Here is a 23,308-nt window from a genome sequence, read left to right as displayed (position 1 = left end):
ACACCCTCCTTGATAAGCGCCCGCGCCATGACCATCGACGACGGCCCGCCCCCGACCAGGCAATAACGGCGCGTGTAGACCACCGGTGCACTATCCGACGCTACCTGGCTGTTTCGTTCTTTCATGTGCTCTGCTTCAGTTGCCATGGGCTTGACGCTCTCTTATAGGTGAGTTCGCCCCGCGATGACCGATGGACGTGTTAAAAAGATACCTGAGTCAGATGACCAGTTCAAGTGTCCAGTTCATTTGAATCATGATCGTGGCATCATGGAAACATGACTGTAAACGCGAAATCTCGGGAGCGTTCCTCGGACGGAAGACGCACCGAACTGATCGACGCAGCGCTGCGCGTCCTGGCCCGGGACGGTGTTGCAGCGGCGACCACCCGAAAGATCGCCGACGAAGCCGGTCTTCCGCTGGGGGCGGTCCACTACTGGTTTGCCGGCAAGGACGACCTGATGGAAGCCGTGATCATCGATGTGCTCGACAAGCTCAGTGACGCGATGGAACGGGCCGCCGCAGCAAGCAATGGCGCCACGCTCCTGGATTCCCTTCGAGCCGCGTGGCGCGTCGTGGAGGACGATGATCCAGGAGCGCAGCTGGCGCTCTACGAGCTCACGAGCCTCTCGATCAGGACTCCGGCGATGCGGGACCTTGCACGCCGGCAGTACGCGCTGTATCGCGAGACCGCGAAGCGGATCACCGACAACTGGATCAGAGCGTCCGGGGTCGATTTACCCGGAGGACCAGAGATCGTCGCACAACTGTGCTCGGTTGTCTTCGACGGCATGTCAATCGCGTGGCTGGCAGATCCGGACGGGTGGAACCCCGATGACGTATTCGTCCTCCTATCGCACCTGCTCTCCACAGCCGCCGCCGATCCGACGAGCCATGCTGGGACGTAGCGGTCGTCAATGGAGCGAGCCGAGGCGACGGATTCCAGCGTAGGAAATGGCCCGTCGCACCCCCATAGTTCCCATCGGCTCGGATCCCGGTCTCGCAAATGGGGGGACCTGACCATCCAACAGGTCAGCAACCTGGATCCGGCTGACACCCTGCATAGATCGGCGAGCGTCCCGCCTACCTCCGACGCTGAAGCAACACTGACCCACCGAGTCATCTCCTATGACAGCGGCTAATCAAAGTTGGGTGCACGAACGACATTCTCTTGTCGGGGCCGCTAATATTTACGCTCTCCCGCACCGACATGTGTACAGCAAAAGCTCCCGATAATCCGCTGCATTTCCTGCACACATGGCGGCCGCCGGGATCCGCATGACCTGCTGCAACCAACGCGTCACGGTTAGGCATAATTACTCACCGCCTGTCACTTGCACCACTCATGCGCAGCTTCGCTCCAACGTTGGAACGAGGCTGCCTGGTTACTGGGCCCTATGAAGTGCAGAAGTCATGAAACAGTACGTAGAACGTCCAGCGGACCCGACCGATCTTAGACTTTGTCCGCGATCCCAAGACGAGCGGATGATCGGCGGTTCCGGCCACCCATGTTGCCGATGCTGATGGAATTACTTCACGAGATCCAGCTGGAAGTAGTCGATGTTGAAGTTCTGGTACTGGTCCGCGGGCATCCGCAGGGTCAGCTCATGGACACCCTTCTCGAGGTGCCTGCTTTCGAGGTCCTGACGTTCGAGGGCGTCGTGGCTGGTGGTGTTCCCGATGCTGAACGGTCCGCTGGCTTCGCCGTCCCACTCGGTGACAATTGTGCCGGCCGGGACATACGGGGAGGATACGCGGGCCGAGACATCGTAGGTGCCGCTGCGCTTAACGTCGACCGAATACTTGACCCATTCGCCGCCCCGGATCCAGCCGAGAACGCGGGCGCCACGCTGATCGCAGACATCCAGGAAGGGCTCGTCGGGGCGGATACCACAGCGGTTGGCGTCATTGTCCTGGTAGCCGACGCCCTGTCCACCGGGGATCGGGTCTTCGGCCTGTACCCGGATGCTGCCCGGTTCACGGTCCCAAAGATCCAGCCGTCCACCGTCCCGCCAGTAGTCCATGGCCTCGACGTTGTCCGTCTGCAGCGCGGTTGCGCCGAGCTCCTCGACCAGGGTGTCCCAATTTTCATCCGCGCCGCGCAGTGAATTCTCGTCCGTGTGGCCGGCGGCCAGGCTGTCCCACAAGGTGTTGATCCAGATGCGGCTGTCCTCACGGATGGCCGTCAGCGCGTCGGGCTGCACCTGCGGGTCCTGGAGGCTGTCGAAAATGACTTCGTAAGCCACCGGCGGCCGCTCCGGGAATGCGCCGATGTGGGATGCGGTGGCGTCATCGATGATGTGCATGTACAGGATCTCTTCGTCCGTGGCCATGAAATCAGCAGCCTGCTGGACGTCTGGGCTGCCCTTGAAGATGGCGTGGTCCACGGTGTCGGTGTCCTGGAGGACCTGGTACATCTCAGTGCGGATCTCCCAGCCCTTGTCGAGGTTAACCAGGGCCTTGCCCTTGAGGGCGAGCATGGCCTCTTCAAGGGTGGGGACGGTGTGCTCGGTGACGGCAGCGGCATTTCCGCCAAGTCCTTCGACGAGACGCAGGGACTTAATCTCGGCCAGTGTCAGGTCAGAGACGCGGCCGGTGCCGTTGGTGGTGCGGTCGACGGTGGCATCATGCATGAGCACCGGGACGCCGTCGGCCGTAAGCATCACATCGATTTCGACGATGTCAGCGCCATCGGTGATGGCCTCCACGATGCCGGCAACGGAGTTCTCCGGGTAGTCACGCCACTGTCCGCGGTGGGCGCCGATCATTAGCTTGGCGCTCGTGCCGTGGTTGAGCAGCTCGGCGTGGAGCTGTTCGAAGGATGCATTAGAGACCGGCTGGGCCATGGCGGGCGCTGCCACACAGGGAAGCAGTGCGAGGCCTACGCAGGCGGCAAGACCGTGGTAGATCAGTTTCATGGGTACCTTCTCGAGGGGGGTAAGTTCGCCGCGCGATGACCGCTGGACGTGGGTAAAAAGATACCCGAGTCACATGACCAATTCACGTGTCCAATTCATCTGATACATGAACGTGGCAAATACGGAGACATGCCCATAAACGCGAAATCCCGCGAACGCTCCTCCAATGGAAGGCGCACTGAACTGTTCGACGCAGCACTCCGCGTCCTGAGCCCGAACCACCGGCTGGTCGCGGGGCCATCAGCCATCGGTCTTCCACGAGGGAACACGTGGCGGTCGCCGGAGGGGTATGCCGGCGGCGGATTGCCTTGCCCGAGGAGGCCGGGCGTGGCGCGCCGCCGCCGAGGACGGCAAAGGCTGCCTCTGACCTAATGCGGCCGTGGTGGGCTGCGTAGCACGACTGAAATCGGAACAGGTCCAGGGGGTCGGGTCACTCGAAGGATGAAGCGGAACAGGCCTCGGAAAATGAGGCCTCCAGAAGATTCAGCGCTTCGTCGACTTCTTCCTCTGTAACGGTCATGGGAGGCGTGACTCGCAGGACGTTCCCATACAGTCCACCCTTGCCTATGAGTAGATTGTTCTTCCGCGCTGCTTCCAGAACGCTGTTCGCGAGGGCGGGTGCCGGGCTCATATCCTCAGGATCGATGAGCTCCACGCCGAGCATGAGTCCCATCCCCCGTACTTCTCCAACAGCGCGGTAGCGGTCGGCAATTGCTCTTAGCCCAATCTGAAGCCGCTCCCCCTGTCGGGCAGCATTTTTCTGCAGCTCCTGAGAGTCGATGTAATCAAGTACGGCATTTGCTGCGCTCATTGCGAGCGGGTTTCCGCCAGCTGTCGAGATGGAATTTGCGGGGAGCGCGTTCATAAGACCAGCTTCGGCAACCACACCGCCAATGCTCATCCCGTTGGCCAATCCTTTAGCAAAAGTAATCGCCTGTGGCCGAACTCCAAAGTTCTCGATACCGAAGTAGGCCGAACCTGTCCTGCCCCAGCCACTCTGTACTTCATCAGAGATAAAGGGAATCCCGTATTCGTCGAGCACAGTCTTCATTTCACGAAAGAAATTCTCGGGCGGGTAGGCGAACCCTCCGGCGCCCTGTATGGGCTCCGCTATGAAGCACGCGACATTCCCTGAGGTCGATGTTTCGATGATGGTTCTCAGCTCGTCCCGACAGGCGGAAACAAACCCTTCGTCCGATAGCCCCCGGAACGGGCTTCGGTACTTGTAGCCATTGTGCACATACGTCACCTGAAGCGGAGAAAGGGACGTCGCTGACCATGCGCGGATTCCCGTCGCTGCCACGGTGGCAAATGACCGACCATGGTAGCTGCCCCGCAACGCCAACACTTCATTATTCTTGCGGGCGTTGGTTGCTAGTAGCAACGCTGTTTCTACAGCTTCCGAGCCTGAGTTGACGAAAAAGACACGAGGATCATCCACGGGGGCGCGTCTTGCGATCTTTTCAGCGAGCTCAATCTGGCTGCTGATCAGGTAGAGCGTCGATGAATGCCAGATGCGATCCACCTGAGTCTTCACGGCGTCGACCAGCTCCGGGATATTGTGACCGACCATGGTTGCCAGGAGTCCCCCGAAAAAATCGAGATACGTCCGCCCGTCGGAGCCAACGACACGACGGCCGGACGCTGATATCAGTTCGAGAGGCAACTCATAGTACTGGTTCAGCCATGACGGCATCACAGCCTTGTGTCGAGCGTGCAAGGCGGAATCGCCCGTATCGACCATTTGAAGCTCCTTACTGCAAACCTTATTGTGGACCTCGAAGCTAACAGGAGGTTCGCCCTCGACCTACTCACCGCCACCCATGGCTCAACTATCTGAACTCAGATCATCCGCTGGTGAATGGCTAGGCTTCTGCGTGCATAGGTGTCCTGCAAATTTTTCAGATAGTTGACACACATGGGCTGCGAAGTTGCGACGGGATGTGAGCGGGGTTACGTTTTGATGCACTCCGGCAGGATTTCGCAGTAGTCCGTTGGCGCACCCTGCGTCCATCGTTGATGGCCTCCTGAACTGGAACTTCCGACGTGAAAGTAGCCACCATGATCACCACGGCAGAGAATGCCCGTCCGTCACGCGCCCCTTTTCTACCGGGCGATTCAAACATGGAACCGATTAGTCGACAGGCAAAGCGGGGAATAGTCGCAGCCTGCATCGGCAACTTCATCGAGTGGTACGAGTTTATGCTCTACGGCTACTTCGCCACAGTCATCGCCGCACAGTTCTTCCCAGCGAGCGATCCCGCCGCTTCGCTCCTCCTGACCTTCGCCGTTTTCGGCATTAGCTTCTTGGTGCGCCCACTTGGTGGGATCGTATTTGGGTATATCGGCGATCGTTACGGACGAAAGGTCACGCTTTCTACCATCATCCTGCTTATCTCTGGTGCAACGGCTGCGATGGCCCTGGTCCCGTCGTACGACACCATTGGCATGGCCGCACCCATATTAATCTTGCTCCTCCGCTGCATTCAGGGAGTATCGGCTGGTGGTGAATGGATGGGATCAGCCTCCTACATCATCGAGAATGCACCCGGAAACCGAAGGGCCAGCTTTGGGGCCTGGCAACCGATGACCATCGTTTTGGCAATGATGACGGCGTCGTTGGCCGCATTCGCCGTCACTACTCTGACCGGTTCCGAGCTCGAACATTGGGGTTGGCGCATTCCCTTTCTCGCCGCTCTCCCTCTGGGTCTCGTTGGTTTGTATCTCCGCCTTCGTTTGGACGAGTCCCGTGAATTCACCGAGGCCGTTCGGGAAAACGGAACTGAGAAAACCCCGTTGCGCAGCACGCTTGCCCACGACTGGAGGTCCATTCTCCTCGTTACAACTCTGGTGTGTTCGCCGACCATGGGAACTTATGTAATTTTCTCGTATGCTCCGACTTTCCTGACCGTCAGGCTTGGTATCGACGCCGGAACTGCCCGAATCAGCGGCTTGGTTGGAATGATGCTGGTGGTGATGTTGATCTGGGCCTTCGCTCGCCTTGCAGATCGCATAGGACGTCGTCCACTTCTGATCGCCGGCGCCACATGGGTACTCGTAGCCTCACCCATCACCTTCTGGCTCTTTAATACAAGAAATCCGATTTGCCTCATCATCGGCTTCGCCCTAATCGGCATCGGGCTGGCCATGATGCTCGCACCCGAAGCAGCCGTGTTCACCGAACTGTTTCCCACATCGCGCCGGTACGCCGGTCTCGCAATCGGATACAACCTTGGGGCGATCCTATTTGGAGGCGCCGGACCATTTATCGCAACAGCCTTGATCCAACTGACCAACTCGAATTATGCACCCGCCATTTACCTCAGCGGCGGAGCCCTCATCAGTTTGATCGCCGCACTCGTGGTCCCTGAGACCCTCCGGTTCAGCCTGAGATCAGGAAAAGCAAAATCGGTCGATATCACGCCGTGATAGACCTAACTGGCAGTTTCGCCATGGTCACCGGAGCCGCCAGCGGTATCGGTTACCAAACCGCGCAGGTTCTAAATGGCCTGGGGGCCACGGTCGCTGCGGTTGACGCCAACAGTTCCATCATGCGAGAACCGACCTATCAGCAGAGTCCAGGATTCTTGCCCGCAGTCCTGGATGTCACGGATGCCCGTGCGGTCATCGACTTCGTGGCAACCCTGAATTCAGGCTGGGGCCGCATCGACATCCTCGTCAATGCGGCCGGAATCTATCGCTCCGGAGAAATCCTCGATTTCACGCTTAGCGACACGAGAGACCTGTTCGAAGTCAACGTATTGGGGACACTCATACCGTCCCAATCGGTGGCCCGGGTCATGGTCCCGACGGGTGGAGGTGCGATCGTGAACGTATCATCCATCGCTGCCCATATCGCATCGGAGGTGAATGGGGTCTATGCGGCAACAAAAGGTGCCGTGGAGGCATTGACCAGGGGTATGGCCATCGGACTGGCGTCGCAGGGCATACGTGTAAATGCCGTCGCCCCAGGCCCCATTGCCACCCCCATTGCTACAGCAGCACTCCAGGGCGAGGACTATTCCAAACGGATGCTGTCCCGCATCGCCCTTGACCGAATCGGTCAACCGACCGACGTAGCGGAAGCTGTAGCTTTCCTTTGTAGCCACCAGGCGCGCTGGATCACAGGATCTGTTCTGACCGTCGATGGGGGCATTCGAGCGCTGCGATAGAAGATTCTTCTCACATCTCAGACCCACGTAAGGGATGAGTGCACTGTGGACTTGGCACGAATGAATGGAGATTTGATGAACGGCAAAAACAGGCTTCTGTCGGTGGCTGACCCGACTCTGACCGACCAATGGTTGCAGGGTAAAAGCGGGGAGATGGCCCAGCTGTTGTCTGGCCTTGTTCAATGCAAGAGCATCAGCGGGAACGAACCCCCCGCGGTTGAATTCATACAGCAATGGTTGGCCGATCACCACTGGAACTTCTCGACACAAAGCCTCAAAGACAGTAGGGCGTACAGGGAAGGCCTGTTGCCCGATTCTGAGGTTCTCGATCACCGGGCAAATGTGATCGCATTTCCGTGGCCCCCTGAGGGTCGCCAAACGCTGGTCATCAACGGGCACCTGGATGTTGTTCCCCCCGGAGATCTAGACAAGTGGAACAGGGATCCATTTTCTGGGGACATCGAAGATGGGTTCATTTACGGGCGCGGTGCCGTTGACACTAAGGGAGGCATAGTTTCGGCGATTTTTGCATTGGAGAGCTTGAGACAATCTGAAGGCACCCTCCCCTTCGATGTTGCTGTTGTGCTCACCGCCGGAGAGGAAACCACAGGATCAGGGACGTTGGCGAGTCTCGAGGCGGTCCCGAATCCGAGCGCCGTTATCGTTCTTGAACCCACCGGCAACCGTGCAGCGCCTGTGAGCTCGGGCTTGCTGTTCATGACTATTGAGGTCGCTGGCGTATCCGCCCATACCTCTTCGCCGTGGAAGGGACGCGATGCATTCAGGCAGCTAATTGAAATTCACTCCGATCTGGTCGCTCTCAACGCGCGCAGGTCGGTGGACTACGCGTCGGATCACTATGCGGAAGTCCCCACAGTCATTCCCTTTGTAATGGGCGTTGTACGCGCGGGGGAATGGCGTGCGGCGGTTCCCAGCGCTGCGACCATGTCCGGGCGCTGGGGAATCCTACCGGGCGAGGATCCCGTACTTGCCATGGAGTTAGTCCGCGATGCAGTTGCCGGAGTGGACCAAAGGAATGATTGGCCGGTTGCCTCAGTCGTGACCGTTGAGCGAGCAATTCAAGGATGGGAAACTGCGGACAAGCATCCCCTCGTAACTTCAATGGCGCGGTCGTGCCAAGAAGTTACGCCGGGGACGACCATGCGTGGGCTTACCGCCGGGTCTGACGCCGCTTTCTACGGCGCTGAGAAGATCCCGACAGTTGTATTCGGTCCTGGGGACCTCTCGCTTGCCCACAGCCCCAACGAACGAATCTCCGAATCGGATCTCGTCGCGGGGGCCAGAATCATCTCACGGACCATCAGTACCCTCGGCCTTGCGAGGGGCGAGTGGTGAAGCAGACCCCCGCTGCGACCACCCTCCACACGCTTTCTCGCGGTCTGGCCATGCTAGAGATCATCGCAGGCTCCGACGGAAAGGAATCTGCAAAGAGCCTCGGCCAGGCGCTTGGCCTGAAATCCAGCACCTGCTACAACCTTCTGCGTACCTTGCAAAATGACCGGTTTGTAATCAAGCTTCCTCAGGGAAAGTACGCTCTGGGAGAGCGCTCGGCACGGCTCGGTAGCTCCGTCGTAGCGCACACGAAGCCCCTCCCGGGGTTGTCTGCGTTCCTTGAGGGTCTGAACCGAGCGACGCGGGAAACCGCGTACATCTCAGGCTGGTATCAGGGAGCGATCATTTTGCAGGAATGGCTGCCCGGTCTTCAACCAATATCAGTCGGCAACCTGGATGTGGGCTTTGTAGGACTTCTTCATGCACGTGCCTCGGGAAAAGCGATACTGGCCCGCTTGCCGGAACAGCAAGTTAGGGCCATTCTCCCCGTTGAAGTTCTGGAACAACCAACCCCAGCCTCGATCGGAACACGTACGGAGTTGCTGGCGAACCTGACTCAGGTCCGTAACGATGGATACGCCGTTGACAACGAGGAATTTCAGATCGGAGTCTGTTGCGTCGCAGCGGCCTTCGTAAATTCCACTGGCCAGCCCGTCGGCGCTTATGCCGTGTCGGCCCCCACCGACCGCTTCCGGCTCAGATCAACCTCACTCAGCGCTCAAGTCAGAGATGCAGCAAACAGGGCCAGCGCCTATTTGAAACAGCAGGAAACCAGCACTGCTGTCCCTGAGTAGACGTCAGATAGCAATCACAGCCAATCAAAAGGACGGTTCATGACAATCCCCCTAGTCGACATGTACAAAGACATGCTTCGAATCCGCAAACTCGAAGAAGAAATCTTTCGCCTCCGGCTTGAGAATTCGATCGTCGGGTCGGTCCATCTCTGCAACGGACAGGAAGCCATCTACGTCGGCGCGGCAGCAGCCCTCGACCTGAAGAGAGATGCGGTTTTTCCCACATATCGAGGACACGGATGGGCGCTTGCCCTGGGACTGCCGCCCAGGCAGATTCTCGCCGAGCTGTTGGGCCGGTCAACCGGGGTTAACGCCGGCCGGGGAGGCTCGGCATACTTTTCCGCCCCGGATCATGCCATGTATGGCGAGAATTCCATCGTGGGCGCCGGAGCTCCAATTGCAGCTGGCGCCGCCCTCGCCTCAACATTTGACGGATCAGGCCGCGTAGCCGTGGCGTCCTTCGGCGACGGGACCCTGAATCAAGGCTCCGTCCACGAAGCTATGAACTTCGCCGCCATTCGGGACCTGCCGGTTGTCTTCATCGTTGAAAACAACAGTTACTCGGAAATGACTCCTATTTCCGCCATGGTCAAGAACGACGTACTTTTCAAGAGAGCGGCGATCTATGGATTCACTGGCGCCCGCGTCGACGGTAACGATCCCGAAGCCATGCACGACGCAATGGCGACGGCATGTGAACGCGCGCGTTCAGGTAAAGGCCCGGTGCTGGTCGAAGCAATGACCGCTCGCATCGTGGGTCACTACATCGGGGACGCACAAACGTACCGCACGAAAAATGATCTGGATAAGGCCGACAGGGAAGAACCCATAGGCCGAGCTGAAAGAACCTTGCTGACACGCGGATACTCCCAAGGCGCCTTGGATGAAATCAGCCATTCAGCTCACCAGGAAATTGCGGGCGCTTCACAACTAGCCCTCAGCGACCCATTGGCGAGCACCCACGATGTTTTGGAGAATCTATATGCCTAAAAACTCAGCTGTAATGACTTTTGCACAAGCTGCGAACGCAGCCTTGGCAAGGGAGCTCGAAGAAAACGAGAAGGTCATAGTCTTCGGTGAGGACGTGGCGCTACCAGGGGGTGTCTTCGGCGTAACGAAGGGACTCCAGCAACGTTTCGGTGAGAGGGTGTTCGACACCCCGATCTCAGAATCGGCAATTCTCGGTGGTGCCGTAGGGGCCGCATTGTTCGGCATGCGCCCGGTGGTTGAAATCATGTGGGCCGACTTTACTTTGGTAGCGTTCGATCAGCTCGCAAACCAAGCGGCGAACGTCCGCTACGTATCGAACGGTCGCTTGAGTGCCCCCCTCACGGTACGCACGCAGCAAGGGAATGCGCCCGGCGCATGCGCTCAACATTCTCAGTCGCTGGAAACTCTTTTCGCGCACATCCCCGGTCTCGAAGTATGCATGCCCGCCACCCAGCAGGACGCGTACGGCCTGCTGCGCGCCGCTATTAATTCACCAAATCCGACCATCGTCATCGAAAACCGCACTCTTTACCACGGGGCCAAAGCGGAGATTGACTTGGACGGCCCCCTGCCGACGGTAGGAGAGCCAGCCGTCCGACGTCGGGGATCCACAATGACCGTCGTAACCTGGGGTGCCATGCAACATCGTGTCCTTGAAGCAGCTGAGGAGCTCGCCGAGAAGGGAATAGACCTTGAGGTCATCGATGTCAGATGGATCCGGCCACTGGACATAGGGCCCATCCTCAAATCGGTAGGGAAAACCGGACGGCTCGCTGTGGTTCACGAAGCGCATACATTCCTGGGCGTAGGAGCCGAGATCGTGGCACAAGTTGTTAGTTCGGGAGTTACCTTGGCCCAGCCACCCTTGCGTGTCGGCACCCCTCCTGCGCGGATACCGGCCGCCCCGCATTTGGCTGATGCACTAATTCCCAACCGAAATGCCATAGCAAGCGCAATTTCGAAGTCCCTCAAGCCGGTCAAAATCGGTGCCTCGTAACACCTTGAAGTCGTAATGCAGCGAAATCGACAGGTCAGCCACATATCTTCCAAGCGAATGTCGACTCGGTGCCACCCCGCCGTTAACACAGGCTCAGTACATTACATATCCGGCATAAAAATTTCTTTGAAAGGAAAAATCGTGGTTACCAGTTGGAATCCAACACGGCTCGACGCGCACTCGGGCGAGCTCAGTCATGGTTTGCTCACGAAGGCGGGTTCGAAGTCAGTCTTCAAATTCGGCGGCAGCCGACGATCCTCCACCGGACGGACAGTCTCACAGTGAGCCGGAACGTCATCGTGACCGGAGGCGCTCGAGGAATAGGCCGAGCGATAGCAACGACATTCTTGGAAGCCGGGGACAGGGTGGCGGTTCTCGACCGTGAATTAACCGTCGATATCCCTCGAGTTGGTTCGCCTATCGACGATTCCGGTGCCGCAGATGGAGGACGCCTCATTGGCTTTGAGTTGGACCTAACCGACGAAATGGAAGTCAACTCCGCGGTGGCGGACGTGCTCGCAAGCTGGGGGAAGATCGACGTCCTGGTCTGCAATGCAGGCGGCGGTTCAGGAACACCGCTTGCGAATCGCGCTTCCGAGCTTGCCACGGACACCATCCTGGAAGCGTTGCACCGCAACCTGCTAACGACGGTCAACGTCTGTCGAGCCGTGGTTCCAGAAATGAAGCGGCAAAGGAATGGGAGCATAGTCACCATTTCTTCAATCAACGGAATTCGACCTACCGAACTGGGGAGTTACGCACACTATGGGATCGCGAAAGCGGCAGTCATCCAGTACACGCGCTACTTGGCACGAGACGTCGGGGAATATGGCATTACCGTCAATTCCGTGGCCCCTGGCCCCGTAGCAACTGAGCGGTTGGAACGACTCTATGAAGCCGAAGGACTAAAACTCAACGGCAAAGAAGCTGCAAACGGGCAGGTCGCCGCTCCCCGCGACATCGCCTCCGCCACGGAATTCCTTGCGGCCGCAAAGCACATAACAGGCCAAGTAATAACCATCGATGGGGGGATTGTTATCGGCTGAGCGCCGCAAAAAACTCACGTGCCCCTCCAGGCGGAGTCCGCTGGGACCGCTGGAAGATGGCCACCGAACCGACGCGTCGTGCATGCAATGGGAGGAGCGGCGACCTGCCTTGTCTGCGGTTCCGGGCATCCCTTGCAGGGCACTAGCGGCCGATCCGGTGGGCTCCGGTGGGCTGGTTCATACGGAATTTCTGGTGAGACGCCAATGTCTCCCACGCGCCTGGCGGGCCGATCTGGGCGCCCAGAGGCTGGTAAGGGCCTCTTTCGTGCGGCCACCGTCGATCTCTCGAAGGCGCCTGCATCAAACGTTCCTCGGTGGCCTCGGACATCACCGGTGTTTCCGGGCGGCTCATGCTGCAGGCCCTCATCTAGGGGCAGGAGGATCCGGCGGTAGTGGCAGACCTGGCCCGACGCAGGATGCGTTCGAAGGTCCCCGCGCGGCCGGTTCAGCAGCCCATCACCGCTACGTGGCGTCCATGTCTCTTCACCGCATCGACACCGGCAACCGGGACATCGAGGACCTCAGCGCCAGGATTTAAGACGGCGATCTTTCGCTTCGCACGGGAGCTCCTCGTGAGCATTCCGGGAGGGTCGGTCCCGGAATCTCAGCGATCCCCGGGCCGTGGCCTACGTATTTTCGGGCTGAACAGTCACCGACCGCTCCGGGCGGTCGGCGAACGTGGCCCGGTAGACGCTGGGCGAGAGGCCAATCGCGGCCTGCAGGTGTTGGCGAAGTGATGCGGCGCTGCCGAAGCCTGCCTTGGCTGCGACCTGGTCGATGGCGAGGTCCGATTCCTCCAGAAGCATCCGGGCATGTTCGACGCGCTGTTGGGTGAGCCAGGTCATGGCTGAAACACCCATCTCGTCTCGGAAGCGTCGAGTGAAAGTGCGCACGCTCTGCTGTGAGTGCGCGGCGAGTTGGTTCAGGGTCAGCTCGTCGCCAAGGTGCTTCAGTGCCCAGTCACGGGTCGGGTTGGCCGACGTCGCAGTCGACACCGACAGGGGGCGAGGAATGTATTGAGCCTGGCCGCCATCGCGGTGGGGCGGAACGACGGCATACCGCGCGACAGCGTTGGCGACGATCGAGCCGTGATCCCTCCGAATCATGTACAGGCAGAGATCGATGCCCGATGCCTGGCCTGCTGCGGTGAGGATGTTCCCTCCGTCGGTGTAGAGTACCGACGGCTCCAGTGGGATGTCGGGAAACGCTGCCACAAACTCGTGCACGGTCTTCCAGTGGGTCGTGGCTTTATGCCCGTTCAATAGGCCTGCAGCGGCCAGGACGAAGGCCGCCGTACAGATCGAGGCGATCCGCGCGTCCGGCCGGATGCTCCCCAAGGCATCGGCGAGCTCTGGTGACAGACCGCCTGGAACGAGGATCTGGTCCTGCTCCATTGAGGCTGGCAGGACCACCGTGTCGGCCTCAAGCAGCGCCTCCGGCCCCGTCATGACGTTGATGCTGTAATCGCAGTCCGTGCGCACCACTCCGGGCACAACCGCGCAGGTCACGACCTCGTAGAGCGGCGTGCCCTCTGCCGTCTGTGCCGAGCCGAAGAGCTGACTGACCGAGCCGAGCTCAAGGGGCACGACGCCGTCGCGCACGAGAACGGCGACGCGATGGCGATCGGCGTGCGTGAAAACCCTCATGGCTCGATCCTTACACATATTGGCTCCCCGGCCATTGCCTTTGGTCTGACTCGAGACGAGGGTAGAGGCACGACGTGTTCACCGTGCACGTCATCCTTCGACTCCCAACCGCGAAAGGCCCCAATGTCTTTAGATTCGTCAACACACTCCGCCCGCTCCCCTGACTCCACCTCCACGCACCAAACAGAGCAGATCACAGCCGGACACGACCGCTGCATCGCGCGCGGCTACGATTATGTCGTCGTCGGCGGAGGTACGGCGGGATGCGTCCTGGCGAACCGACTCACGGAGGATCCTGCGGTGCATGTGCTGCTTGTTGAGGCGGGGTCGGCCACCGACCTTCCTTCAATGTCCACGCCCGGCGTATGGCCGACCCTCCTTGGTACCGAAGCGAGCTGGGGCGATACCACTGTCCCCCAGACCTTCTCCCGCACCGTCATCCCCGCGCCTCGGGGACGCGCGCTCGGGGGGTCCTCCAGCATCAACGGCCTGAACTTTCTTCGCGGCCACCGATCAAGCTACGACGCCTGGGTTGATCAGGGTGCAACCGGCTGGGGATTCAACGACCTCCTGCCCTACTTCCGGCGCAGCGAGACAACCGAAGGACGCGACCCTGCCATCCGCGGTACCACCGGTCCGCTCCTGGTCGGGCCGACACCGCATCCGAGTCCAGCAGTCGCCGGAGCCCTCGCGGCCGCAGCCGAGGCCGGTTTCGCGCTCGTCGACGACGTGAACAGTGGCCTCGAGATAGGGTTCGGCCTGTCGGATGCGAACGTCACCGACGGAGCGCGCCAGAGCGCGGCGGATGCCTACCTGCGCCCAGTCATGAACCGTCACAACCTCAATGTGCTCACCGGTGCAGAGGTCCGGCGCCTCCTCATCGTCGACGGTGTCTGTACAGGCGTCGAGTACTCCATAGACGGTCTCCTCTCGACCGTCGAGGCCGGACGCGAAGTGATCCTCACGGCGGGCGCGATCGGCACGCCGCAGTTGCTGATGCTGTCAGGCATCGGCCCGGCTGAACATCTGTCCTCCGTCGGCATCGACGTTGTTCACGACCTCCCGGGCGTTGGAAGCAACCTCCACGACCACCCGATGTCAACCGTCGTCTACGAGGTCTCCACACCGCTGGCCTTCGACCGGCACAACATCTACGGCCAGGGAGTGGGACTGGTCCAGACGGACCCTTCCGCCGACGGACCGGACCTTCAGATTCTCTTCATCAGCCAGCCCTACCGCGCGGACAGTATGTCCGGGCCTGACAACGGCTACGCCATCGGATTCTCGGCGATGACTCCCTCCAGCCGAGGCACCGTCCGCCTCGCCGATTCGGACCCCGCCACCAGGCCTCTCATCGACCCCGACTATCTGGGCGACGAGAAGGACGTCGCAGTCATGACTGAAGGATTGCGCATCGCGCGACTCATCGGCAGCCGTGACGCCCTTGCCCAAGTCAGAGGCACGGAGGCACAGCCTGGAACCCTGGTAGCCGATGACGCCGAGGTCCGCCAATACCTGCGCGACAGCCTCCTGGTCTACTTCCACTACGCAGGCACCTGTCGGGTCGGCACCGACGACCTATCGGTCGTCGACCCGGACCTCCGCGTTCACGGCATCTCGGGCCTCCGCGTCGCTGACGCCTCCATCATGCCGTCACCGGTCTCAGCCAACACGAACGCCACCGTTTACGCAATTGCCGAGAAGGCCGCCGCGCTCATAATGAGAGGTGCAGATTCGACTCTCGAGTCGGCGGGTACGACAGGATTTCGGCCAACCCGCTTGTGAGATCGTCGCCAAAAGCAAAGCCCCGACCGTCCCCACGGACAGGACCGCGGCGACAGTCGGGGTGACGACGGAACAGATGCCTAAGGAATACTGGCCTACGGCCTGACGTGGCCGGCATCACGGAGGGGGTGACTGTCGGAGTCTGCTGCTGCTGTTGCTGTGGGGCGGCGAACGGACTGAGCGCACGACCGTGGTGCCTTGCTGCGCGAAAGCGGGGGTCTATCGTCCGGCACCGGTGGCCGCCCGACGATCCCGCCGCCGCGGCGCCGGCCCGGTGGAGACGTTGACCGGCAGCAAGGTCCACTGAGTCCAGCCATTCCATGGTTAAGGTAACGGGGACCGGGGACGGCTGGTGCCGTTCTGACGGCTACAACGACCCGGCATGACACACGCGTGGCACTCAATCGGAGACTTGGATCTGGATTACGGAGCCTCTTCCTGGATTTCAGTCAGGCTTCTTTCCGCCACGCGAAAGGACTCCAATGCGGCTGGGGCGCCGCAGTAAATCATCGCCTGCAGCAGAGTCTCCTGAATCTCCGTTTCTGTGACTCCGTTGTTCACGGCGCCGCGAATGTGACCGGCGAGCTCTTGGGAGCGGTTAAGGGCGGTCAACATGGCGATGTTGAGCATGCTGCGGGTTTTCCGATCGAGCCCAGGCCTGCACCAAACCTCACCCCAGGCGTATTCGGTGACCAATTCCTGGGCGGGGCGACAAAATTCACTGACCTGGCCGACAGATCGTTCTACGTGTGCGGCTCCCATTACGTTCGTCCGCATGTTGAGCCCTGCAAGGTAGGCGTCTTGATGCGATCCTTGAGTCACCATCTCTGATTCAGCCTCTTCATGTGGTGTGCGGAACAATTGTTCGCTTCGACGTGCTGCTGGGACGCCCACCCTGCCCTCAACTCAGCAGCCGTGCGGGGTTGGCAATGGTAATAACGTTGAACTCCTCCTCGGTGAGTCCTGACTGCAGGAGCCCTTCTTTGAAACCGCCGAGCACGAAACCGAAGCCATCACCGCCGAACGCGCGTAATTGCGACAACAAGCACACGTCGTGACCGAAGAGGATCTGTTCGAGGTGGCCGGCCCGTACGAGTTCCAGGACTTGGTCGATTCTGGGTTGAACGGCGAAGCGATTGATGGCGGTAATGGTGTCTATGCCAACGTAAACTCCTCTTTTGGCCAGTTCGACAGCAAAGCCCGGCTGCGGGACCGTATCAGTGTGTCCCACCGCAATTTTCTCCGGGGCGACGCCCTCGTGGAAAAGGATGTCCAGCTGGTCACGGCCAACTGTCCATCTGGCGGCGTGTGTGTAGACCGGAACGCCAGTTCTTACACTCGCGCGTGCGGCTCCCCTGAATGAGCGCTCCTCAAGCGCGGAGACGAACCACTTGTCGGCGCCAATTTCGCCGATGATCCCGGCTTTTGCATTAGTCCCCGGAAAACCTTCCGTGATGTCCCGAACGATCCCATCCGCTATCCCGTCCACACCCATTTGGTCGAGAATGGCGTGGTCCAAATAGGGGTCGCGATAATGGCCTGTTCCAAGAACGACGTTCACCCCCGTCGCTCTCGAAACTCGTTGAATGGCAGCCACGTTCATTGGGTCTCTGGTGGCGGGCGAAGCCGCGACGGAGGGCCGAGAGGATGCGTTGACGATTGAACCAGGGGTGAGTTCTGCGCTGGTGAGGTCGAATATGGTGCGGCCTCCTTGATCAGCGAAGACTTTGAGCTCGTCGGTCATAACGGCCTCATCGTTAAGAAGACCGTCACCACGTCGCTCCCGTGTCATATTGATGAAAAGGTGCTCGTGGGCAAGGGTTCGCCCGAGCGCTTCCGGGTCTACGGTGCCAAGGGCAGTGTTGATCCGTCTCAAGATGCCGCTCCTGAGAGGACGGAAATGACGCCTTCCTGCATGAGTTCTGTCTCGATGTCTGTGATGGCGGCTTCGAGGGAAGTGATTAGCATGTCTATCTCCTCGTGGGTGATCGTCAGGGGTGGGGCGATACACGTCGCGTCGTTGAATCCACCGGCGGCTGTGTAAATCACGAGGCCGTGGCGCATGGCTGCCGCGGTAATACGGCCCGATAGCTCGCCCTGCGGCAGTGACACTCCGAGCGTTTCGGGGTCAGTCACATATTCGAGGCCGAGAAGCATACCGAGCCCTCGAACGTCACCGATGATGATGTGGCGGTCTCTTAGTACTTCGAGTTGGCCGCGCAGGTAGGTGCCTGCCTGTCTTCCTCGTTCAATGACGTTTTCTGATTCGAGAATCTCCATCACTGCTGATGCGGTGGCAATGGACAGTGGATTGGCGGAGTATGTGTGGCCGCCTTGGACTCGGCCGGTTCCGTCTTCAATGGCCGTAAGTACTCTTTCGGAAAGCAGAACGGCGGCGATAGGAGTGTATCCGGCGCCCAATCCCTTTCCTACGGCGACAATGTCCGGTTCGATATCATAGTGCTGGGATCCGAGCATCCGGCCGGTACGACCAAACCCTGTCATGACTTCATCGGCGATGAAGAGGGCGCCATATTCGGCGCACAGGGCGCGCAACCCCTGAATGTAACGGATGGGCGGAACGGTCGCGCCGAGAGTGGCTCCACCGACCGGTTCAATGATCACTGCAGCCAGGTGATCCTTGTGTTCCTCAAACTGCTTCCTGGCTTGCTCGATGAGATCATCTGCATAGTCGTCTTCGCTGCGACCGGCTGCATCGCGGAAAATATAAGGGGTGGGAAGAGTGGCGAAGGGGTGGCCGAGGCCGGCAATGGCGGTCCTTCGAATGTGCCCGGACAAAGAGAGGCCGCCCAAGGTACTCCCGTGGTATCCGAGTCCGGATGAAAGAAACCACTGTCTTTCCGGTTGTCCGATCTCGCGGAAGTACTGCATAGCCATCTGAATGCTCGCTTCGACAGCCTCAGAACCTGAACTGACGAACCAGACACCTGAGTATCCGGTCATGTCGCCAAGACGATTAGCAAGCGCCTCAGACTGTTCGTTCGAGAACGCACCACGGTGCGTAAAGGTTACTTTGCCGGCCTGCTTGACCATCGCCTCGATGATCTTCGGATTGGCGTGACCCAAAGTTGCGACAACAGCCCCTGAGCACCCATCGAGGTATCGCTTTCCGTTTGTATCAAACAGCCACACTCCTTCAGCATAATCAACCTTGGGAAGCTCCGCGTTGAGAATATTCTGTATCAATTTTGATTTCAATTTTATTGAACCATTCCTTGGAAGAGCGCTTGTGGTTCTTAGTTCCGGATCACCCAGAAAGGAAAATAGTATTATTTTCCGGGTCACCAACTATCCGATACGTCCCCGAGTTTCAGGCACTGGCGTGAAGAGCAGCAATAGCAAGACCACGATCGCTGCAGCCATCATGTAGAACCCCGGCGCATAGGAAACTCCAGAGGCTCCGACCAGGGCGGCGCCGATAAACGGCGCTGTTCCTCCGAAAATGGCATAACCGGCGTTGTAGCTGATCGCGGCTGATGTGAAGCGAGTTTTCGTAGTGAAGATTTCCACAAAAAAAGTAAAACAGCCACCGCCATAAATGCTCAATGGAATAACTAACAACAATTGCCCCAGCAAAGCCAGGACCAAAGTGCCGCTCGTGACCAACATGAAACAGGGCAGGGCGGCGACGGCGAGCAAGAACGACCCGGCGATCAGCATCGGCTTTCGGCCGAACTTGTCGCTCAAGAGTCCGCCTAATGGAAGCAGTACCGCATACAGCAACATGGCTCCACCGTTGATGAGCAGCGACTGTTCGCGAGTGAGCCCGCCCGACGTCTGGCCGTAGGAGATGAAGTAACCAGTGAGAAAGTAAAATCCCATTGCCGTTAGTCCCATGACAAGTATTACTTGAATCATTCTCAGTTTATTCTCAGAGAAGGCCTCTCGAATGGGACTAAACTCCTTTACCTGCTCCTTTTTCGTTGCGATGAATATTTCTGATTCTTCTGTGCGGAAACGAATCCACAGGCCAACGGCTGCCAACGGAATTGCCATGAGAAACGGAATACGCCATCCCCAGGCGAGATACAGGTCATTACTCATTGAGCGGCTGAGAACAAGAAACAGGAACCCTCCGACGACCGAAGGCAATGCCGTTACTGCAAGGGTGATGTTTATCCATAGGCCGCGCCTGTTTATTGGTGCATGCTCAAAGACGAAGGATGGCGCCCCGACAGATTCACCGCCGGCAGAAAAACCTTGAACCATCCTGCATAGCACCAAAAGTAGTGGTGCGAGAAAGTTGATCTGGTTGTATGTCGGCAATAGGCCTATTAGCGCCGTAGCGCCTCCAGTGGACATGAGCGTAATTGTCAAAACCCTGCGACGGCCTATCTTGTCCCCGAGGGCACCGAAGAATAGACCGCCTAATGGGCGAACAACGAAGGCCACGCCGAAGGCGGCAAACGTAGCCAGCAAGCTCGCTGAGGTACTCGCGGATGGAAAGAAGAGCTGAGAAATGACGACAGCGTTGAGTGCATATAAGGCGAAGTCGTAGAACTCTACGAACTGACCAACGCTACCCCCCGCTAGGACCCGTTTCTGCAGCTTTGTCAGGGAACGAACTCCTCGGGGTTGTTCGCCCTGGGTGTCCGGTAGAACCTGAATCGGTGTGCTATTTGCTGACATGTTTCACTTACTTTCGTCACGATCTAGGGGACCTCCATTAGCTGCAAGTGGAAACGATTCCGACTTTGCTGGGGTCGCTAGGCATTGCGAATGGTGGGGCACTTTCTGGATCCGCCCCCGCTCCCCTTGGCTCCATCGAGCCAAGGCTGGGCTGTGCAGGCAAAAAGTTCTGGGGCCTGTCCTTTCTGAAGGCCAGAGGTTGGCCGCGGACGTTTGGCTCCTGGCAGCGCACCAATCTGGCGAGAAGTGACGGAAGGAACTGCTATGGACCCTTTACAACAGCCCCATTTGCCTGTATGACCATTCTCGTTAAATACTGTTGTTAAGTCTAGTAAGTGTTATAGGGTCTGATTGTTCAGGATTATCAATGAGTCGGAGTTATGCTGGATCTCAATCGCCTGCGGATGCTAAGGGAAGTCCAACGCCGTGGCACGCTCGCCGCTGTTGCTGCGGCCATGTCCTACTCTCCCGCGACCATTTCACAACAGCTGTCCCAGCTTGAAGCACAGGCCGGAGTCAAGCTCTTGGAACCTGTTGGACGAGGTGTACGGCTGACCGCCGAAGCAGAGATGCTCGTTGCGCGCACAGAAGAGCTACTAGAAATTCTGGAACGTGCAGAAACCGACCTTGCCGCGTCTCGGGACTCGGTCACTGGGACCATCCGTCTCGCCATGTTTCAGAGTGCCGCCGTTACCCTCTTACCCTCTGTTCTCACGCAACTGGAAACGGAGGCCCAGAAACTCCGGATCGAGGTTTTCCATCTGGAACCTGAGGCTTCATTGGAAGCCATCCAGAACCGTGGCGTAGATATCGCAGTCACCCAGGAGTACCCAGCTGATCCCCTTTCCCGCGGCCCCCAGATTGAACATGAAGCACTGTTCAGGGACCCGATTCAGATCGGGGTGAGCGGAAGGGACAACGTTCAATCCCTTGAGGACCTCGCTCAAGATCGCTGGGTTCTGGAGCCTGCTGGGACACCAGCACATAGATGGGCTATAGCACGCTGTCGCGAGGCTGGCTTCGAACCAGACGTTCGTTTTCATTCCCACGATCTGATCGTGCATCGCCGGCTCATCGAAACGGGACAGGCTGTCGGATTTCTCCCCAGACTCACATACGGAATACAGCGCCCCGAAATCAGACTAATCCCCTTGGGGAGACCTGACGCCTACAGATCGATTCTCACTTCAACCCGCCGTGGAGCAGGACGACACCCCCGCATCATTGCAGTCCGATCAGCACTGGCACGTGCAGCAAGTGAGTTTTCATGATCTGCTCGGTCTCATACTCTGGAAGGTAGTTGTTCCGCGCACTCATCATGACCCGCATTCCACCGTTGGCGCTGGCCACCCCGCGGTTGGGCGGGCCAGCCCCGACCCGCTGGTCAATGCCCTCTGAGCGCCACAGAGAGCGGCTGCAGCAGCCCGAGAGGCCCTACAGGTGAACACGCTGATCATGTCTCATCCATGATCCCATCGGCTCGTGTTCGGCCCAGTCGAAGACTTCCTCTACGAACAGCTGCTCCCCACCTACGTCCGCTTCGTCGATGCCCGAACCGCAAAGTGGTGCATGGAGTGCAGGTCAGACATCGTGTGCGAGATCATGACCTGCCCGACGCCGACGGAGTGGTTCCGGCCACTGCAACGGGTTCATCTGCCCAGACTACGGATCAGGATGTGGCCGAGGACAGTAGCCGCTGATGTCAAGGGTGCGTTCACCCCTTGGACAGCTGCAGTTCCCGCTTTGTTCTCCCAGAGGTTGTTAGCTCTAGAGGCTAACCGGCAGTGAGCGGTCCCACGGTCACGCGGAAGGCCGCCCATTCTCTGATTCCACAGAACGGCAGTAAAGCCTTGACGAAAAACGGCATGTCCCGGCGCGGACTGTTGAAAACCGGATCGGTCCTGGGACTCGGCGTATCACTCGCCTCAGTCACCTCCAATCCGGCCTTGGCGGCGGCCCCACAACGGGCCAGGCGTGGCAGCTACTTCTGGCTGAAAGGTGACCACCACGTCCACACGCTCTTCAGCAATGATGGCAAGTACCGCGTGGCAGACCACGTCCGGCAGGCGCTGCGAAACGGCGTGGACTGGATTGTCCTCACCGACCACGGCAACGATGCGCACTCCCGGCTCAGCACCGACCAGATCGTGCCGTTTGTTGAGCAGGCCCGTAAGGAGTTCGGCGATCAGATTCTGATTTATCACGGCCTGGAATGGAACATCCCGGGGGCCGAGCACGCCACTGTTTTTGTAGCGCCCGGCCGGGACGACATTGCCGTCCTGAAGGAACTGGAGGCGCGCTGGGACGCACGGGTCAAGGGCACTCGTGACGGTACCCCCGCCAACGAAGCCCTGGCGCTGGAGGGCATCAGGTTCATGGGCGAAGCCCGGACCAATCGGCGGGTCAACGACATGATCATGATCCCCAACCATCCGTCCAGGCTCGGCATCGATTCACCACACGAGATCAGGGCCTGGATCGATGCAGCCCCGGAAGTCGTGATCGGCATGGAGGGCGCACCCGGGCATCAGGCTGCAGGGCTGCCCGCTCCGCACTCCACCGAGGACGGCGGTACCCGCGGCCTGTACGGCAACAGTGCGAGTACGTACTCTTTCAGCGGCTATCCTGAGCAGGCTTACAGAACCTGGGGCGGCTTCGACTGGATGACGGCCACGGTTGGTGGCGTATGGGACGGCCTACTAGCGGAAGGGCGGCTCTTCTCCGTTACCGCGACCTCGGACAGCCACAACGTCTACCTTGACACTACTGTGCGTGGGCCCGGCAGTGACTTCGACGCAAAGGGCCGGACGGAGGGCGGGTTCTAGCGGTCGTTGCAACACCCAGAATTTTTGGGAGTTGCAACGACCGTGTCGTCTTTAACGAAAGAAGCTGCCAGCAGGAGGAAATACACGCCGGAGCAGAAGGTTCAGTTCTTTTCGGTGTTGGACCGGTGTGGGAGT

General features: G+C 59.3%; 18 protein-coding genes and 1 pseudogene. 12 read left to right on the top strand and 7 right to left on the bottom strand.

Features of this window, described 5'->3' with window-relative positions; genetic code table 11:
- Nucleotides 1-275: 275 nt before the first annotated feature.
- Nucleotides 276-905, top strand: coding sequence for a TetR/AcrR family transcriptional regulator (locus CXR02_RS21520; protein ID WP_104063850.1), 630 nt, complete (start codon nt 276-278; stop codon nt 903-905).
- 621 nt (nt 906-1,526) lie between these two features.
- Here CXR02_RS21520 and CXR02_RS21515 read toward each other — a convergent pair.
- Both CXR02_RS21515 and CXR02_RS21510 read right to left on the bottom strand, forming a co-directional pair.
- On the bottom strand, nt 1,527-2,915 hold the full coding sequence (locus CXR02_RS21515; protein WP_104063849.1) for a glycerophosphodiester phosphodiesterase family protein: 1,389 nt from the start codon (nt 2,913-2,915) through the stop codon (nt 1,527-1,529).
- A gap of 430 nt (nt 2,916-3,345) precedes the next feature.
- Nucleotides 3,346-4,659: an aspartate aminotransferase family protein gene (locus tag CXR02_RS21510; protein ID WP_104063848.1), complete on the bottom strand. Its 1,314-nt coding sequence runs from the start codon at nt 4,657-4,659 to the stop codon at nt 3,346-3,348.
- A 317-nt stretch (nt 4,660-4,976) separates the two neighbouring features.
- On the opposite strand from CXR02_RS21510, the gene CXR02_RS21505 reads away from it, so the two are divergent.
- The 8 genes and pseudogenes from CXR02_RS21505 to CXR02_RS23095 form a co-directional block, all read left to right on the top strand.
- A complete protein-coding gene (locus tag CXR02_RS21505; protein ID WP_104063847.1) occupies nt 4,977-6,344 on the top strand; it encodes an MFS transporter in 1,368 nt (455 codons plus the stop codon).
- Nucleotides 6,345-6,367: 23 nt separating this feature from the next.
- The gene (locus CXR02_RS21500; RefSeq protein ID WP_146072581.1) at nt 6,368-7,087 is read left to right on the top strand and encodes an SDR family NAD(P)-dependent oxidoreductase; all 720 of its coding nucleotides are present in this window, start codon (nt 6,368-6,370) and stop codon (nt 7,085-7,087) included.
- A gap of 75 nt (nt 7,088-7,162) precedes the next feature.
- Nucleotides 7,163-8,443, top strand: a complete 1,281-nt coding sequence (locus CXR02_RS21495; RefSeq protein ID WP_181037329.1) for a M20 family metallopeptidase — start codon at nt 7,163-7,165, stop codon at nt 8,441-8,443.
- Nucleotides 8,440-9,234, top strand: coding sequence for an IclR family transcriptional regulator (locus tag CXR02_RS21490; protein WP_219816475.1), 795 nt, complete (start codon nt 8,440-8,442; stop codon nt 9,232-9,234). Before CXR02_RS21495 ends, CXR02_RS21490 begins: the two co-directional genes overlap by 4 nt.
- A gap of 39 nt (nt 9,235-9,273) precedes the next feature.
- Nucleotides 9,274-10,224, top strand: a complete 951-nt coding sequence (locus CXR02_RS21485) for a thiamine pyrophosphate-dependent dehydrogenase E1 component subunit alpha (RefSeq protein WP_104063844.1) — start codon at nt 9,274-9,276, stop codon at nt 10,222-10,224.
- 13 nt (nt 10,225-10,237) lie between these two features.
- On the top strand, nt 10,238-11,221 hold the full coding sequence (locus CXR02_RS21480; protein WP_219816474.1) for an alpha-ketoacid dehydrogenase subunit beta: 984 nt from the start codon (nt 10,238-10,240) through the stop codon (nt 11,219-11,221).
- Between the two features lie 281 nt (nt 11,222-11,502).
- Nucleotides 11,503-12,267: an SDR family NAD(P)-dependent oxidoreductase gene (locus tag CXR02_RS21475; RefSeq protein WP_181037328.1), complete on the top strand. Its 765-nt coding sequence runs from the start codon at nt 11,503-11,505 to the stop codon at nt 12,265-12,267.
- 217 nt (nt 12,268-12,484) lie between these two features.
- Nucleotides 12,485-12,860, top strand: a pseudogene (locus tag CXR02_RS23095) (IS110 family transposase); the annotation flags it as partial.
- A 33-nt stretch (nt 12,861-12,893) separates the two neighbouring features.
- Here CXR02_RS23095 and CXR02_RS21470 read toward each other — a convergent pair.
- A complete protein-coding gene (locus tag CXR02_RS21470) occupies nt 12,894-13,913 on the bottom strand; it encodes a GlxA family transcriptional regulator (RefSeq protein ID WP_104063841.1) in 1,020 nt (339 codons plus the stop codon).
- Nucleotides 13,914-14,036: 123 nt separating this feature from the next.
- Here CXR02_RS21470 and CXR02_RS21465 point away from each other — a divergent pair, with 123 nt between their 5' ends.
- Nucleotides 14,037-15,698 (top strand): GMC family oxidoreductase, encoded by a 1,662-nt coding sequence (locus CXR02_RS21465; RefSeq protein ID WP_104063840.1) that lies wholly within the window; start codon nt 14,037-14,039, stop codon nt 15,696-15,698.
- A 423-nt stretch (nt 15,699-16,121) separates the two neighbouring features.
- On the opposite strand, the gene CXR02_RS21460 is transcribed toward CXR02_RS21465, so the two are convergent.
- From CXR02_RS21460 to CXR02_RS21445, 4 genes are all read right to left on the bottom strand, one after another.
- Nucleotides 16,122-16,523 carry a carboxymuconolactone decarboxylase family protein gene (locus tag CXR02_RS21460; protein WP_104063839.1) on the bottom strand — a complete coding sequence of 134 codons (402 nt, stop codon included), beginning with the start codon at nt 16,521-16,523 and terminating at the stop codon, nt 16,122-16,124.
- 76 nt (nt 16,524-16,599) lie between these two features.
- Nucleotides 16,600-17,574: a phosphotriesterase gene (locus tag CXR02_RS21455; protein WP_104063838.1), complete on the bottom strand. Its 975-nt coding sequence runs from the start codon at nt 17,572-17,574 to the stop codon at nt 16,600-16,602.
- Nucleotides 17,571-18,917 (bottom strand): aspartate aminotransferase family protein, encoded by a 1,347-nt coding sequence (locus CXR02_RS21450; protein WP_181037327.1) that lies wholly within the window; start codon nt 18,915-18,917, stop codon nt 17,571-17,573. The genes CXR02_RS21455 and CXR02_RS21450 overlap by 4 nt, the downstream gene beginning before the upstream one ends.
- Nucleotides 18,918-19,007: 90 nt before the next feature.
- Nucleotides 19,008-20,348 carry an MFS transporter gene (locus tag CXR02_RS21445; protein WP_104063836.1) on the bottom strand — a complete coding sequence of 447 codons (1,341 nt, stop codon included), beginning with the start codon at nt 20,346-20,348 and terminating at the stop codon, nt 19,008-19,010.
- Between the two features lie 380 nt (nt 20,349-20,728).
- Between CXR02_RS21445 and CXR02_RS21440 the strand changes: the two genes are divergently transcribed.
- Both CXR02_RS21440 and CXR02_RS21430 read left to right on the top strand, forming a co-directional pair.
- The gene (locus CXR02_RS21440; RefSeq protein WP_104063835.1) at nt 20,729-21,619 is read left to right on the top strand and encodes a LysR family transcriptional regulator; all 891 of its coding nucleotides are present in this window, start codon (nt 20,729-20,731) and stop codon (nt 21,617-21,619) included.
- A 579-nt stretch (nt 21,620-22,198) separates the two neighbouring features.
- Entirely contained in the window at nt 22,199-23,173 is a 975-nt protein-coding gene (locus CXR02_RS21430) for a PHP domain-containing protein (RefSeq protein ID WP_258061168.1), read from the top strand.
- Nucleotides 23,174-23,308: the final 135 nt, after the last annotated feature.

The organism is Arthrobacter sp. 4R501 (assembly GCF_002929755.1).
In the GTDB taxonomy this organism is placed as follows: domain Bacteria; phylum Actinomycetota; class Actinomycetes; order Actinomycetales; family Micrococcaceae; genus Arthrobacter.
Note: the sequence above shows the minus strand (reverse complement) of the source record. Positions and strands in the feature narration are given on the sequence as shown.